12 protein-coding genes and 1 pseudogene are annotated in these 15,114 nt (G+C 40.6%); 9 read left to right on the top strand and 4 right to left on the bottom strand.

The genetic code is table 11. The features are described 5' to 3' along the window. The first annotated feature begins 121 nt into the window (after positions 1 to 121). Complete coding sequence (locus HMPREF1154_RS08125) at positions 122 to 547, top strand: hypothetical protein (protein WP_009642082.1); 426 nt, start codon at positions 122 to 124, stop codon at positions 545 to 547. Positions 548 to 882: 335 nt separating this feature from the next. On the opposite strand, the pseudogene HMPREF1154_RS08120 reads toward HMPREF1154_RS08125, so the two are convergent. Beyond that, positions 883 to 1,345 (bottom strand): annotated as a pseudogene (locus tag HMPREF1154_RS08120) (PIN domain-containing protein). Positions 1,346 to 1,347: 2 nt separating this feature from the next. Continuing rightward, the gene (locus tag HMPREF1154_RS08115) at positions 1,348 to 1,692 is read right to left on the bottom strand and encodes a hypothetical protein (protein WP_009642131.1); all 345 of its coding nucleotides are present in this window, start codon (positions 1,690 to 1,692) and stop codon (positions 1,348 to 1,350) included. 155 nt (positions 1,693 to 1,847) lie between these two features. On the opposite strand from HMPREF1154_RS08115, the gene HMPREF1154_RS08110 reads away from it, so the two are divergent. Next, complete coding sequence (locus HMPREF1154_RS08110) at positions 1,848 to 4,124, top strand: helix-turn-helix domain-containing protein (RefSeq protein ID WP_009642081.1); 2,277 nt, start codon at positions 1,848 to 1,850, stop codon at positions 4,122 to 4,124. A 57-nt stretch (positions 4,125 to 4,181) separates the two neighbouring features. Here HMPREF1154_RS08110 and HMPREF1154_RS08105 read toward each other — a convergent pair whose 3' ends face one another. Together HMPREF1154_RS08105 and HMPREF1154_RS08100 are read right to left on the bottom strand one after the other, a co-directional pair. Next, positions 4,182 to 6,743: an ATP-dependent Clp protease ATP-binding subunit gene (locus HMPREF1154_RS08105; protein ID WP_009642142.1), complete on the bottom strand. Its 2,562-nt coding sequence runs from the start codon at positions 6,741 to 6,743 to the stop codon at positions 4,182 to 4,184. A gap of 139 nt (positions 6,744 to 6,882) precedes the next feature. Further along, positions 6,883 to 9,513: a valine--tRNA ligase gene (locus tag HMPREF1154_RS08100; RefSeq protein ID WP_034567155.1), complete on the bottom strand. Its 2,631-nt coding sequence runs from the start codon at positions 9,511 to 9,513 to the stop codon at positions 6,883 to 6,885. A gap of 168 nt (positions 9,514 to 9,681) precedes the next feature. Between HMPREF1154_RS08100 and HMPREF1154_RS08095 the strand changes: the two genes are divergently transcribed. From HMPREF1154_RS08095 to HMPREF1154_RS08065, 7 genes are all read left to right on the top strand, one after another. Next, positions 9,682 to 10,062, top strand: coding sequence for a DUF1573 domain-containing protein (locus HMPREF1154_RS08095; RefSeq protein WP_009642140.1), 381 nt, complete (start codon positions 9,682 to 9,684; stop codon positions 10,060 to 10,062). A gap of 83 nt (positions 10,063 to 10,145) precedes the next feature. After that, entirely contained in the window at positions 10,146 to 10,598 is a 453-nt protein-coding gene (locus HMPREF1154_RS08090; protein WP_009642095.1) for a hemerythrin domain-containing protein, read from the top strand. A 63-nt stretch (positions 10,599 to 10,661) separates the two neighbouring features. Next, positions 10,662 to 11,258 (top strand): peptide deformylase, encoded by a 597-nt coding sequence (gene def / locus HMPREF1154_RS08085; protein WP_009642097.1) that lies wholly within the window; start codon positions 10,662 to 10,664, stop codon positions 11,256 to 11,258. A 13-nt stretch (positions 11,259 to 11,271) separates the two neighbouring features. Further along, positions 11,272 to 11,664: a DUF5606 family protein gene (locus HMPREF1154_RS08080; RefSeq protein ID WP_009642078.1), complete on the top strand. Its 393-nt coding sequence runs from the start codon at positions 11,272 to 11,274 to the stop codon at positions 11,662 to 11,664. A 188-nt stretch (positions 11,665 to 11,852) separates the two neighbouring features. Continuing rightward, positions 11,853 to 12,782: a hypothetical protein gene (locus tag HMPREF1154_RS08075; protein WP_009642107.1), complete on the top strand. Its 930-nt coding sequence runs from the start codon at positions 11,853 to 11,855 to the stop codon at positions 12,780 to 12,782. Beyond that, positions 12,779 to 13,387: a dephospho-CoA kinase gene (gene coaE / locus HMPREF1154_RS08070; RefSeq protein ID WP_050999714.1), complete on the top strand. Its 609-nt coding sequence runs from the start codon at positions 12,779 to 12,781 to the stop codon at positions 13,385 to 13,387. The genes HMPREF1154_RS08075 and coaE overlap by 4 nt, the downstream gene beginning before the upstream one ends. Before the next feature lie 61 nt (positions 13,388 to 13,448). Next, positions 13,449 to 15,044: a sensor histidine kinase gene (locus tag HMPREF1154_RS08065; RefSeq protein ID WP_034567154.1), complete on the top strand. Its 1,596-nt coding sequence runs from the start codon at positions 13,449 to 13,451 to the stop codon at positions 15,042 to 15,044. Positions 15,045 to 15,114: the final 70 nt, after the last annotated feature.

Raw genomic sequence — 15,114 nt, 5'->3', positions numbered from 1 at the left:
GATTAATGACAAGTGAATAGTGACAAGCGAATAGTGAATAGTGAAAAGAGATAAAAAAATGTAGGAAAGACCATTTTCTGAATAAAAACGAGTATCTTTGTACGCTGAAAGGAGGGTTATTATGGAGCAGGAACATGCTTTTTTAGATACGACAAATGGTGATTTCCTCTTGATAAAGGAAGTGGTGATTACCAGAGAGACTACCTATTCAAGTCTTCGGGTGCAGTTTCCTACTCATGAGATATGGGAGGTAGGAACAGGCTACTATTGGATCTATTTTGACAAATGTCCTTTTGAAGGAAAGCTATTCCATGTGGCAGTTTGTTTTGAAGGAGAACGCTTGTTTTCTATAGAATTTTCCATGAATGAACGACAAACCTCTTGGGAGGATTGGAGTGAAGCGTATGAGCTACAAACAGAGAAGTATTACAAGCAATGGCTTACCTCACAAATAGGAGAGATACATTCCTTTGATTGGGGAAGTGTAGGGGCTTATTACGACCGCAAAGGAGGGAGTACCTTTATGTGGATTACTTATAAAAAGTAAAAGGTAAAAAGTAAAAGGTAAAAGGTAAAAAGTAAAAGGTAAAAGGTAAAAAGTAAAGCCAGCGAATATTGGAGCTGGATATATGAGTAAAAGATAATAATTCGAATCAATAGTTAAAATATTATTTGCTAACTTTCTAAGACGCAATAAATTGCGCCTCTACCCTAACGCTGGCTAAGACAACTCCTGATGAGCGTAGTCATCCGTAGAGACGCAATTTATTGCGTCTTAACGAATTAGATTATACAGATATTTTTAACTATTGATTCGCATTAATAAATGAAAAACAAGAAACTCCAACTTAAGAAGTGCAAAATACTTGTATAGCAGAGGAGTTATTTCTTAGGTTTTTTCTTGTAAAGGTGAGTTTTGAGTTCTTCAGTACTAATAAAAAAGTTGCCATAACCTTTTTCTGTAAGTCCATTTACAAGTATTTTGTCAGAAGTCCAGATTTTATGATTTACTTGCAAATGTAAGGCTATAAAAGGGTAGTCATCATAATCAACGTCTTCTGTGATAAGTTCCGCCTTTTGAATATTACTTTTTTGTACTTCCTTTTTTATATTGACAATAGTAATCCCCTCTAATAATTCTTTGAAATCAGCCAAGAGCTGTTTTTTAGTTTTTTGATTTTTAAGGCGTTTTACTATATCAGGAATATGTTCTGTAACTTCTGTAATCAGATAATCAGGCACTATATATTGAATCTTTTTTTCTTTCTGCTAAAATGGAAGCCGTTTCTCCATTAGGAGAAATCAAGGCACTCATAAAGATGTTACTATCTGCAATGATAATCATACCTATTTCTTTTTATAGGAAATATTAAAATCCTCACATACACGCTTGGCTATGTTATGGTTTATCTTTTTAGAAAGCAACATTGTAAAAGCATAGTCTTCAGGCGACATTTCTTCCCTCTTGGCAGCTTCTACAATTTCGGAGGGTGTCCATTTTAGTTTTTCAGCTGCTTCCAAAACCTCCTGAGAGAATGCAGGCTCTTTAAGCCCTGTTTTAGCCTTAGCTTTAGTAGGGGCTTTTTCTTTAGTTTCTGTTTCTGTAAATTTCACGAAACTAAGTGTTTTCAGATATTCAATAATAGCTAATGCTTGTTTGCTACTGTTGTCAATAGTAAAAGTGTAAGCCATAAGATTCTTATTTTGAGTACAAAGATACAAATTATTTTTGTACAGCGCACAAAAATTGTACCAAATAAAAAATCTGCCTATAATCCTAAATATTTACTTTTTACCTTTTACTTTTTACCTAAATTTTGTACCTTTGTAGGCTAAAAATAGCACTCATGGATATAGCCCAGTATGTATTGGATTTTGTCAATCAGACCCATCGTTCTATTTTCCTAACGGGGAAAGCAGGGACAGGGAAAACAACCCTATTGCATCAGATTATAGCTACTACTTATAAGAATGTCATGGTAGCTGCTCCCACTGGGATAGCCGCGCTCAATGCCAAAGGTGTGACGCTGCACTCCCTCTTTCAGTTGCCAATAGCTACCTTTGTGCCTTCTACAGCAGTGGATATGTCTCTTGCGGAGAATATAAATGTGGTCACACCCAAAACTCTTATACAACGGCAGCAAATGAATAGCTATAAGCGGAAGACGCTCAAGAAATTGGAGCTGCTAATCATAGATGAGGTCAGTATGCTCCGTGCTGATACCTTGGACATGATCAACACTGTACTGAAATCGGTTAGGGGGTCTTCGGCACCTTTTGGGGGTGTACAGGTACTTTTTATAGGGGACTTATTACAGCTCCCTCCTGTGGTCAAGCCCCAAGAATGGGAACTCTTACAACAATATTATAAGGGCATCTTCTTCTTTCATTCCAAGGTAATAGAGGAAAATCCCCCCTTGTATTTGGAACTGGAAAAGGTATACAGGCAGTCCGATGCTGATTTCGTACAGATACTCAATCACTTGCGTACCAATGAGATCACACAGCGAGATATACAGACCCTACAGCAGTATATACAGCCCTCTTTTAAGCCTTCTTATAATGATGGTTATATCACCCTAACAACCCATAATTATAAGGCGGATCAGATCAATGCAGCTGCCTTTAGTGCTATTAAGGCGCCTGTATTTACCTATCAAGCAGAGGTCAAAGATGAGTTTCCTGAATACCTCTATCCCTTGGATACTCAATTATCCTTGAAGGTAGGTGCTCAAGTCATGTTTGTCAAAAATGATTCAGAAATACCTAAGCGCTATTACAATGGAAAGATAGGCGAAGTAGTATACCTCTCCGAGGAAGAGATACGAGTGAAACTCTCCGATGAGGATACTGTTATAGAGGTAGGTAAATACATATGGGAGCATATTCGCTATAAGAGCAAGGCTAATTCGGACGAGATAGAACAAGAAGTATTGGGTACTTTCACCCAGTATCCTTTGCGACTTGCTTGGGCTATTACTGTACATAAGAGCCAAGGGCTTACCTTTGACAAGGCGGTTATTGATTTAGCAGATGCTTTTGCCTCTGGACAGACCTATGTAGCGCTTTCCCGTCTTAGAAGTCTTGATGGGCTTATACTGCTTTCCTCTCTCAATGCTAAAGAGTTCTTTACGGCTACAGATGTGAAAGACTATGCCTCTCAAAAAGCAGCCCCTGAGACCTTGGCCGATACTTTTTCTTCAGAAAGAAAGGCATTCTTGGAGAAAGAAGTACTCAAAACTTTTTCTTGGCTGGACTTGGCGGTACAATGGGGCGCACATGTCAGTTCATATAAACAGGAGAATGCACGAAGCCTCAAGAGTCAGTTTCGCCAATGGGCACAGGAGCAAAGTCGTACGTATGATACGATTGTCCAGCATTCGGAAAAGTTCCTCAATCAGCTAAGAAGTATCTTCTCAGATCCACATTATGACAAATATTACCTATATGAGCGCTTTCAGAAGGCTTATGACTATTTCTATCCACAGTTGGATAGGCTTGCCTTAGAGACTTTCTACACCCATCTGCAAGTGAATGGGAAAAAACAAGTAAAAGCCTTCACCGAGGAGCTTACTCAATTGGAAGACATGCAGATAGATGCTATTGTGCAGCTACTTAAGACTAAAATTATTTTAGAATCCATCATAGACCCCCCTTCAGAACAAGAGGAAAGGAAATCCTTTGAGAAAGCTAAGAACTATAGGGAACGCTTGCTAGGACGTGCCATAGAAAAATGGAGAGAAGACTCACTCAATGGCAAACTCTCCACGGAAGCACCAGAGCTTGTCAAGAAAAAGGAGAAAAAGGAAAAGATATCTACCTATGCTCTTACACTTGAGCTTTGGAAACAGAAAAAAACCGTGGCAGAGATCGCTGCAGAACGCAAACTAACCGAATCCACTGTCTATGGACACTTAACCAAATATATAGGAGAAGGAGCTATTTCCATAGAAGAGGTGCTCTCTGCTGAAAAGTTACAACACTTTCAGCAGGCATTACCTACTATAACTCAAGAAGAAACGCTCAATGAACTAAGAGCACGAGTAGGAGAGGAATATAGCTTTGGAGAAATAAAGCTCTTTAGAGCCTATTGGTTCTATAAAAATAGAGATAAAGAAGAATAAGAAGATAAAAGAGGCTATTCTGCAAAAGGAATAGCCTCTTTTTATTGTTAGGATCTCTTATTCTTCCTCTATGGGTATACTTTTTATATTACTTACAATAAAAGTAAGTTTCTCTTCATTATTCGTATAATCTACCGAGATGGTATCACCCTTTCTTACTTCGCCAAGGACAATCTTTTCAGCGATTTCATCTTCTATATAGCGCTGAATGGTACGCTTGAGCGGACGAGCACCATACTGCTTGTCGTAACCCTTTTCGGCGATAAATTCCTTAGCCTTATCAGTAAGATAAAGGGAGTAACCGAGAGCTTTCATGCGTTCCAATAGTTTCTCAAGCTCTACCTCTACGATGCCTTTGATATTCTCTTTGTCAAGGGAGTTGAACATTACAATATCGTCAATACGGTTAAGGAACTCAGGGGCAAAGACCTTCTTGAGTGCACCTTCTACTATGGAGCGTTCATGCTCATCGGCCTGTGAGATCTTGGCAGCAGTGGAGAAACCTACGCCTTGTCCAAACTCTTTCACCTGACGTGCTCCTATGTTGGAGGTCATGATGATAATCGTATTGCGAAAATCTACTTTTCTATTGAGGCTATCGGTTAGGAATCCATCATCGAGCACCTGCAAGAGCATATTGAAAATATCGGGGTGTGCTTTTTCTATCTCATCGAGCAAGACTACGGAATAAGGTTTGCGACGTACTCGCTCGGTAAGCTGTCCCCCCTCCTCATGACCTACATAGCCAGGAGGGGCACCGATAAGGCGAGAGACGGTGAATTTTTCCATATATTCGCTCATATCCAAGCGGATTAGCGCATCCTCGGAGTCGAAAAGCTCACGGGCTAAAATCTTGGCTAACTGCGTTTTCCCAACCCCTGTTTGTCCGATAAAGATAAAGGAACCAATAGGGCGGTTCGGGTCTTTCAGTCCTGTACGGTTGCGCTTGATAGCCTTGACAATCTTCTGTACGGCTTCCTCTTGTCCTATAACTTTCTGCTGGATGATTTTCTCCAACGAAGAGAGTTTAGTCATTTCGGATTGTTCCATACGCGTAATAGGCACGCCACTCATCATGGAGACCACTTGGGCAATATCATCAAAGCCTACTTCGCTGCGATTTCGCAAAGATTCTTTTTCCCACAACTGTTTTTCGGCTTCCAATTGTTCTTTGAGCCTACGTTCTATATCACGGTAGTTAGCCGCTTCCTCATAGCGCATTCCTCTTACAGCATCGTTCTTAAGTGTTTGTATTTTCTCAATCTCTTCCTCTAAGTTCTCCACTTGTTTGGATACCTTTATTTGTGAGATATACACACGGGCACCCGCTTCGTCCATAGCGTCCAAGGCCTTATCGGGAAGGAATCGGTCAGTGATATATCGGGTGGTGAGTTTCACACAAGCCTCAATAGCTTCAGGGGTATATTTTACATGATGATGGTCTTCATATTTACCCTTTACATTGTTGAGGATTTCGATGGTTTCCTCATAGGAAGTAGGTTCTATGATGACCTTTTGGAAACGACGCTCTAGAGCACCATCTTTCTCTATAGATTCACGGTACTCATTCATGGTGGTAGCCCCTATACATTGGATTTCTCCACGTGCTAGTGCTGGCTTGAACATATTGGAAGCATCAAGACTCCCAGAGGCACTACCAGCGCCCACGAGGGTATGTATTTCATCAATGAATAGGATCACATCCTTGTTCTGTTCCAGTTCGTTCATAATCGCCTTCATACGTTCCTCGAACTGTCCGCGGTACTTGGTACCTGCCACAAGTGAGCCTAAGTCCAGTGTTACCACACGCTTATTGAACAAGGCACGTGATACCTTACGCTCAATGATACGCATAGCAAGCCCTTCGGCCACAGCACTCTTTCCTACCCCAGGCTCTCCGATGAGTAAGGGGTTGTTCTTTTTTCTACGGCTGAGAATCTGGGAGACACGCTCTATCTCCTTAAAGCGGCCTACCACAGGGTCAAGCTTGCCTTGGCGAGCCATAAGGGTTAAATCCTTCCCAAAGTTATCTAAAACAGGTGTATTAGTTTTCTGGTTTGAGTTGTTTTTTTGAGGAGTAGAGGGTGACAAAATGTCAGATTTTTCGTCTTCATCGTCATCCTCGTAGGCGTACGAACTCATAAAAGTACGTTCGTCTTGTTTTTTCTCATTGTTAATCATCTCAAACTGTTGTCTCACATTCTCGTAATTAATCTTTTCCTGATTAAGGAGCTTAGTGGTTGGATCACTGTTATTTCTAAGGATACACAAGAGCAGATGAGCGGTCTTGATTTGGTCATTCTTGAAACTTTTTTGTTCAAGGACAGTGGCCTTCATCGCATTTTCTGCCTGTAGGGTAAGGGGGATACTCTTCTCAAGCTGAGAGGCAGCCGTATCTGAATAGGAATTGATAGAATTGGCAAGTGATTCCGTTTTTCTCTGCAAGGTAGGTATGTTAGCATTCAGGGCAGCGAGCACTTCAAAAGCACTTCCATCCGTTTCTTTAAGGATACCCAATAGCAAATGCTCAGTCCCTACCACACTATGTTTCATACGGATAGCTTCGAGCTTTCCCGTATTGACTACATTTTTTACTCTTGGTGAAAAGTTATCGTTCATAAATAGGGTTGTCCTTTATTGTGGGGCTAAGTTATGATTTTTACTTCATACGGCAAAAATAATGCCATGAATTTTTTGTCAGTTTCCCCCACTTTAACAAGCATAGACTGGGTTTGTTAAAGTAATTAGCGATTGGGGGTTATTTTAAGTTTTGCAAACTCTTCTCTAGCGTCTCAATCTTGGCCAAGGCATCGGCCTCTTTCTTACGCTCTGTTTCTATTACTTGTGCAGGAGCAGAAGAAACGAACCTCTCGTTGGAGAGCTTAGCACGTACCGATTTTAAGAATCCTTGTACATGAGCAAGTTCCTTTTCCAATTTTTTGATCTCTTCCTCTACATTGATCTTGTCCAAAATAGGAACAAAGTACTCATTGGCCTTTACACGGAAAGAGACAGCACCTTCTACGGCGGAATCAGTATAGGAAATAGCGGGGATATTGCCCAATTTCTGAATAATACTATCCCAATGGGTAGGTAGTTGTTCACTATTAATCACTGATAGGCTGATTTCGTCCTTGAAAGCAATGTTTTTCTCCTTGCGAATGGTACGTACACCAGAGATGACCTCCTGAACAAACTCAAACTCGGCTAAGATACCTTCGTCAAAGGCCTTTTGCTCAGGGTAAGAGGCCACTATAAGTGCTTCTTGAGGGGTTCTTGGAGCTATTTGCTGCCAAATTTCTTCGGTAACAAATGGCATGAAAGGGTGTAAGAGCTTTAGGTTATCCTCAAATAGCGCAATTACCTCTGTAAGAGTTTGGTTATCAATAGGTGCTCCATAAGCAGGCTTGATAATCTCCAAGAGCCATGAGCAGAAATCGTCCCATACAAGTTTGTATATCTTCATCAGCGCATCGGAGATACGGTATTTGCTAAAGTCATCTTCGGTTTCGCTCAGTACCTTTTGGAATCGTGCATTAAACCACGCAATAGCCCTTTTGGAATGGTCAGGCTGAGGAATACCGGCTGTTTGCCAACCTTTGACAAGGCGGAAAGCATTCCATATCTTATTGGCAAAGCCACTGCCTTGTTGGCATAAGGCTTCATCAAAAAGCAAGTCATTCCCCGCTGAAGAAGATAGGAGTAAGCCCACACGTACTCCATCGGCACCGAAGTCCTTGATCAGTTGTAAGGCGTCGGGGGAGTTGCCCAAGGACTTGGACATCTTGCGACGGAGCTTATCCCTTACCAGTCCTGTGAGATATACATTGGTAAAAGGTTTGTCACCAGCAAACTCATAGCCTGCAATGATCATTCTAGCTACCCAGAAGAAGAGAATATCAGGTCCTGTAACTAAATCTTGGGTAGGGTAGTAGTATTTGAAATCCTCGTTATCAGGCTCTAAAATACCATTGAATACACTCATAGGCCAAAGCCATGAGGAGAACCAAGTATCCAAGGCATCTTCGTCTTGGCGTAGGTCGTCCAAGGTAAGGGCAGGATTATGGCTTTTTTCTTTAGCTAAAGCCAATGCCTCTTCTTTGGTTTCTGCCACGACAAAGTCTTCTTTGCCAGTGCCATAGTAGTAAGCAGGAATCTGTTGTCCCCACCAGAGTTGGCGAGAGATATTCCAGTCGCGAACATTCTCCAACCAGTGACGGTAAGTATTGTCAAAACGCTTAGGATAGAGCTTGATTTCCTCGGTTTCCACCACTGCCTTAAGTGCAGGCTTTACTAGCTCTTCCATCTTGAGGAACCACTGGTCTAAGGGGCGCTGTTCCACTACGGCACCTGTACGTTCGGAGGTGCCTATATTATTGGTATAGTCTTCTGTTTTGGAAAGGAGGGCGTTGGCTTCCAATTCTTTAACAATTTCCTTGCGTACTACAAAGCGGTCTTTGCCCTTGTAATGCTTACCGTGTTCGTTAAGCTTACCTTCGTCGGTGAAAGTATCTAAGATAGGCAATTGGTGTCTTAGCCCTATTTCATAGTCATTGATATCATGGGCAGGGGTAATTTTCAATGCTCCTGTACCAAACTCCATATCCACGTAGTCATCTTGGATAATAGGTACGGCACGTCCTACTACAGGGATAATTACTCTCTTGCCTTGTAGATGCTTGTAGCGCTCATCATTAGGATTGACACATACGGCCACGTCCCCAAAAATCGTTTCAGGACGAGTGGTAGCCACTGTAAGAAATTCTTCAGAATCCTCTACCTTATATATAAGGTAATAAAGTTTACCGTTTTGTTCCTTGTAGATCACCTCCTCATCGGAAAGGGTTGTCTTGGCCTCTGGATCCCAATTGACCATGCGATAGCCACGATATATATACCCCTTATTATACAGCTCCACAAATACCTTAATTACAGAGCGATATAGCTCATCGTCCATAGTAAATTTGGTGCGATTCCAGTCACAAGAGCAGCCCAATTTCTTGAGTTGTTCGAGGATGACACCCCCATACTGGTGCGTCCATTCCCAAGCGTGCTTAAGGAACTCCTCACGCGTAAGATCACTCTTTTGGATTCCCTGCTCCTTGAGCTTGGCTACAACTTTGGCTTCGGTAGCGATAGAGGCATGGTCGGTACCAGGTACCCAACAAGCATTGAAGCCCTTGAGGCGTGCACGACGGATGAGTACATCCTGTATGGTATTGTTCAGCATATGCCCCATGTGTAACACTCCTGTCACGTTGGGAGGAGGGATCACAATGGTGTAAGGTACTCGTTTGTCGGGAGTTGAGCTAAAAAATCCGTGCTCCATCCAGTAAGCATACCACTTAGTTTCGAAGTTCTCAGGTGAATATTTTGTCGTAATTTCCATTTTTGGCATGATATTTGTTAGTGTATAAATGTCTTATGATTTAATGAGGGGACAAAATTAAAAAAAAAAAATTACATTATATATTTGTTTTTAAAAAAAGTATTGTAATTTTGCACCCAGTTAAAGCGAAGAAACTAAATAGTAATTATAAATTAAATTTTTAAAACAATGAAAAAAATCTTATTTTTTCTACTTGCTGTAACATTCGGATTTGTTGCACAAGCGCAAAACAAAGCAGAAATCAAGTTTGTTACCGAAGAAATTGACTACGGAACAATCAAACAAGGAGCTGACGGAGTTCGTGTATTTGAGTTCAAGAATACAGGTAAAGCTCCACTGGTAATCTCAGGTGCAAGCTCAAGCTGCGGATGTACAGTACCTTCTTATCCTAAAGATCCTATTGCACCAGGTGCAACAGGAAAAATAGAAGTAAAATATGATACACAACGTGTAGGTGCTATCGCCAAAACAATCATGGTTACTTCTAATGCTACAGATACCCCTAACATTGCCCTTAGAATCAAAGGTAAAGTAGAGGCTAATAACTAAGGATTAGATTTTTAATTAGTTAATAATGTTATAAAAGCTGTCTCTTCACAGAAGAGACAGCTTTTCTTACAAAAAGAGAAGATATGAAGCGAAATGAAAATATCGTATTGCTCTCTCGCGATCACCATTTCGGCCTACTGCATGTGTGGAAGATCAAGCAAGGTCTCAGCAAAGGAATCGCCCCAGAGCGTATTGCTGCCTATATAGCTTTTCATTGGCAACATAACCAGCAGGCACATTTCTTAGAAGAAGAGCAATACCTTTTTCCCTATATCAAGAACGAACTGATAGACCAAGCCCTAAGGGAGCATGAGCAAATCCGACAGCTCATAGCCCAGAGTTCAATTGCCCCTACAGAGGCACTGCTGACCCAATATATGGAGCTACTCACCGCACATATTCGCTATGAAGAGCGCGTACTCTTTCCCTATATGGAGCAAAATCTCTCCGATGAGATCTTGGCCGAAATAGGGCGAAACCTCAGTGCTGAACATCATACTGAGGTAGAAGAATACCCAGATGCTTTTTGGCAATGATTTGCTAAAAAATAGAATTATTTCAAAGAAAATAGTTACCTTTGCACCCTTAAAAATAAGCTTATGATATTACCTATTGTAGCCTATGGAGACCCCGTCCTTAGAAAAGTATGTGATACAATACCAGAAGATTATCCTGCGCTTGACAAGCTTATAGAGGATATGTTCCAAACCATGTATCATAGCAATGGCGTAGGGTTGGCTGCACCCCAAGTAGGGCAGGCTATCCGTCTCTTTGTAGTAGATACGGTAGGCTTCTCTGAAAATGAAGATCTTACCCCAGAGGAACAAGCCTATCTCAAAACCTTTAAGAAAGCTTTTATCAACGCTAAAATCCTCCAAGAGGAAGGCGAACCTTGGGCTTTTAACGAAGGTTGCCTAAGTATTCCTGGGATAACAGAAGACGTTCGCCGCAAACCTACCCTTGTGATAGAATACCAAGATGAGCACTTTGTAAAACATACCGAAACCTTCTCAGGCCTTGTAGCACGTGTTATACAACACGAGTATGACCATATAGAGGGAATCCTATTTACCGATCACCTTTCCTCCTTCAAAAAGCAACTACTTAAAAACAAGCTCAATAATATAAGTAATGGCAAGATAAAGGTAGGTTATAAAATGAGATTTTTTGAAACCAATAAGAAAAGAACCCGTTAAAAATATACTATAAATGAAATTAAATCAAATATTGACTATTTCAGGGAAGCCAGGTCTCTACCAGCTACAATCCCGCACACGTACAGGATTCTTAGCACTTTCACTCCTTGATGACAAACGTATCAGTATTGGTCTGAGAAGCAATGTAAGCTTACTTTCAGAAATTGCGATTTATACTTTGGAGGGAGAAAAACCCCTAGAGGAGATATTTACAGCCATTAAAGAAAAGGAAGAAAATAACAAAACCAAGATTTCTCACAAGGCACCCGATGCCGAATTGGAGGCTTATTTCTTCTCAGTGGTACCTAACTATGACGAAGATAGAGTGTACCCAAGCGATATAAAAAAAATTATCCAGTGGTATAACCTACTGATAGATAAAGGATTCTTAGATAGTGAAGAGTGAAAAATGAAGAGTGAAAAGTGGTTCCTGTAGAATTATTCACTTTTCACTTTTCACTCGTCACTAAAAAAGGGGGCACTTTGTAAGGGCGAAAAAAACGCTTTTACAAGGTGCATTTTTTGTAAACAAAAAGATGAAAAAAACTTTAATTTTCTTTGTTTTTTTGAAAATAAAACCTTAATTTTGCGACAATGAAAGCGAATGGACATTTTTTCTCAAAGCACACTATAGGAATGCTCTTTTGTATAGGCTTGGCAGCCCTTACATGGCTGGTAGGAAACCTATCTAAGCAAGCTACTCAGCTCTATACAGTGAAGCTGAGTTATAAGGAAATACCCTCTCGTGAGTTCATAGAGCCTCAGACACCTTTTTCTGTAAAAGTAGAGTTGGAGGGAGAGGGGTTCGCCCTATTTAAGTATGCTTTTTCCACGCCTACTCTTTCGGTCAATATTAGCGAACTTAGAAAGGCAGGGAAGGATAAGTATGTATTTACTCCAAGCATGCTCAGTCAAATCAACAAAAAGTATTTCCCTGAGGTAAAGCTGCTGAGTATCCAGCCCAACACCCTGAGTATTCATTATCAGAAAATGAAGCAAAAGAAAGTACCTGTGAAGTTACAGTTCTTGTTTCCCTTGCAGGAGGATCATCGCATAGATACCTATCAAGTCTTCCCTGATTCGGTGCAGGTGAGCGGTTTGGAACAGGACTTAGATACTCTTACGGGACTTTACCTAAAGCTAAGACGAAAAAAGAATGTAACCAATTCTTTCTCAGGGGAAATTCCTCTGAAAAGTACCTCAAAGATACACTATGATACCGATAAGGTGAGCTATTCCTTACAGATTATTCGTGTAACAGAGCAATCCATGGAAGTGCCTATACAGCTACTTCACCAGCCACTGACCGCTCAGGTGCAGTTACTTCCGGAGAAAACCATGGTGCTCTTATCTGGAAATATGGAGACCATACGAAACCTCAAGCCCTCCGATATTGTAGTGGTAGCGGACTATAACAAGCGCAAGGAACAGACTATTCCTCTTGAGGTATACAAGAAACCCCTTTCTGTGTCGGTTACCCTCAAGCAGGAGACACAGGTAGAATATCTTATAATACACCCATGATGACAACCGTAGGACTTACAGGCGGCATAGGTAGCGGCAAGACTACCATAGCCAATCTCTTTGCCACAGAGTTTGCCATACCTATCTATATAGCCGATACCAAGGCCAAAGAGCTTATCGCTCAGGACACCCACTTGCAGCAGGAGATAAAAGCCCTTTTGGGAGAAGAAGCCTTTGTGGAGGGAAAGTACAACACGGCTTTTGTGGCAAGTATTGTCTTTTCCACTCCCGAAAAGCTCCAAGCCCTGAATCAACTGATACACCCTTATGTACAGCAGGACTTTGAAAGATGGAGAGAAGAGCAGCATAGCCCCTATGTCATCAAAGAGTCAGCCATACTCTTTGAGAGTGGTTCCTATAAGGATTGCGATTATATCATCACTGTAACGGCTCCCTTAGAAGAGCGTATTCGCAGGGTTATGCTCCGTGATAAGATTGATAGAAAAACTGTTGAAAAAAGAATAAAAAATCAATGGAATGATGAAAATAGAATAAAATTATCAACATTTGTTGTGGATAATAGAGATTTCGGTAGAAATTTAGATAAAATCCAAACAATCCATTGTAAAATAATGGAAATGATAGATGAAAATGCAGAAAATTAACCAAAAAGTTAAACATTGTTAAAAACTAAATATATCAAAAAAATAATTATAATTTTGCCTGATGAATAAGAGAAGTTATATTATTGCTCTAATATTGATGCCTATAGCGCTTATAGGTCTGATATCTATTCAGTTTTATTGGGTAAAGAGTTCTATTGATAATAAAGAAGAAGCCTTTACACATTCGGTACAACAGGCACTGAACTCGGTGGCAGAATCGGTAGAACTGAAAGAAATTAACAAGTATATTACCCGATTTATAGAGTTAAAAGGAAAAGATAGTTTAGGTTCTTTGAAATCTTCACAGATTCGTGATTTGGTTTTTGTACAAGAGAATAAGAATACCAAGGAGACATTCACTTACAAACATCAAGTATTGGAGGAGGGGTATACAGTACCTTCGGAACTGTTCAACCTACCCAAAGGGGATACCACTCAGATACGTAATTATGTAAGCAAACAGACTTCACGAACCTTTGGCCCCACTCAGGGATTGGACGGGCAACGCTTTAATAGTACTACCATTAAAGAAAAAACAGGCCGTATCACCTCCTTTGACAAGGCTATGTTCGAGGAGCTATTTAGAGAGGTATCGGCCAAACTCTCTATAGAGAATAGGATTACAGCGCCTCAGTTGGATGTTCTTTTGGAAAGAGAACTCAGAAACAGAGGCTTAAACTTGGATTTTGAGTTTGCTATCTATGATAAGTCACTCCCTAAGGACAAACAAATGACCAGTGTTGTCTCTGCACGGTTCGCCCCCAATGCAAAGAATATGTACACTATTGCTTTGCTTAGGAATCAGGCGGGGGATTCGCATTATGAGTTACAAGTACATTTCCCTGATAGGCAGCGCTACTTGCTCTCTTCGGTAATTATGCTGGCTGTATGGGTGTTCATATTTACAGCGATAATTATTTGGGCTTTTGCTAAGACCTTTATCCAGATGCGTACTCAAAAGCAAATCAATGAAATCAAAACCGATTTCATTAACAATATGACCCATGAGTTCAAAACACCTATTGCTACCATCAACTTAGCTCTCGATGCAATGAAGAACCCACAGGTGATGAGCGATCCAGAGAAGATGTCTTTCTACCTTAAGATGCTGCGCGATGAAAACAAACGTATGCATGCCCATGTAGAGAATGTGTTGCAGATTTCAAAATTGGACAAAAACCAAGTGGAGATAGAAAAAGAACCACTTGATGCACATGAACTGATAGAGAATGCCATAGCCCATGTACAACTTTTGATAGACGATCGTAAGGGTAAGATAAAGAAGCATTTGCAAGCGGAAAACTCTGATATACTGGCTAACGAAATGCACTTTACCAATGTGATTGTCAATATATTGGAGAATGCTATTAAGTACTCACCCGAAGCCCCTGATATAGATATATATACCGAAGTGGCTCATAACAAATTGGTTATCCGTATTCAAGATAAGGGACAAGGGATGAGTAAGGCGGTACTGAAAAAGATTTTTGAAAAATTCTATCGCGAACATACAGGCGACTTGCATAATGTGAAGGGACATGGATTGGGATTGGCTTATGTAAAGCGCATCGTAAAATACCACGATGGAGAGGTATATGCTGAGAGTGAAAAAGGAAAGGGAAGTACATTTGTGATAAAGGTGCCCTTAATTATCTGATAGACCTTTGTTGCGCTTGGTTTTTAATTAAGTTAGAAAAAATATATAAACGTAAAAAAATAGTATTAAT

The sequence above is a fragment of the Capnocytophaga sp. CM59 genome, assembly GCF_000293175.1.
In the GTDB taxonomy this organism is placed as follows: Bacteria; Bacteroidota; Bacteroidia; order Flavobacteriales; family Flavobacteriaceae; genus Capnocytophaga; species Capnocytophaga granulosa.
This window is presented reverse-complemented; position numbering and strand designations above follow the sequence as displayed.

What these genes read in the sequence shown, in the direction of transcription:
- HMPREF1154_RS08125 (WP_009642082.1), top strand. Translation starts at nt 122, where the DNA reads ATGGAGCAGGAACATGCTTTTTTAGATACGACAAATGGTGATTTCCTC.
- HMPREF1154_RS08115 (WP_009642131.1), bottom strand. Translation starts at nt 1,692, where the DNA reads ATGGCTTACACTTTTACTATTGACAACAGTAGCAAACAAGCATTAGCT.
- HMPREF1154_RS08110 (WP_009642081.1), top strand. Translation starts at nt 1,848, where the DNA reads ATGGATATAGCCCAGTATGTATTGGATTTTGTCAATCAGACCCATCGT.
- HMPREF1154_RS08105 (WP_009642142.1), bottom strand. Translation starts at nt 6,743, where the DNA reads ATGAACGATAACTTTTCACCAAGAGTAAAAAATGTAGTCAATACGGGA.
- HMPREF1154_RS08100 (WP_034567155.1), bottom strand. Translation starts at nt 9,513, where the DNA reads ATGGAAATTACGACAAAATATTCACCTGAGAACTTCGAAACTAAGTGG.
- HMPREF1154_RS08095 (WP_009642140.1), top strand. Translation starts at nt 9,682, where the DNA reads ATGAAAAAAATCTTATTTTTTCTACTTGCTGTAACATTCGGATTTGTT.
- HMPREF1154_RS08090 (WP_009642095.1), top strand. Translation starts at nt 10,146, where the DNA reads ATGAAGCGAAATGAAAATATCGTATTGCTCTCTCGCGATCACCATTTC.
- def (WP_009642097.1), top strand. Translation starts at nt 10,662, where the DNA reads ATGATATTACCTATTGTAGCCTATGGAGACCCCGTCCTTAGAAAAGTA.
- HMPREF1154_RS08080 (WP_009642078.1), top strand. Translation starts at nt 11,272, where the DNA reads ATGAAATTAAATCAAATATTGACTATTTCAGGGAAGCCAGGTCTCTAC.
- HMPREF1154_RS08075 (WP_009642107.1), top strand. Translation starts at nt 11,853, where the DNA reads ATGAAAGCGAATGGACATTTTTTCTCAAAGCACACTATAGGAATGCTC.
- coaE (WP_050999714.1), top strand. Translation starts at nt 12,779, where the DNA reads ATGATGACAACCGTAGGACTTACAGGCGGCATAGGTAGCGGCAAGACT.
- HMPREF1154_RS08065 (WP_034567154.1), top strand. Translation starts at nt 13,449, where the DNA reads ATGAATAAGAGAAGTTATATTATTGCTCTAATATTGATGCCTATAGCG.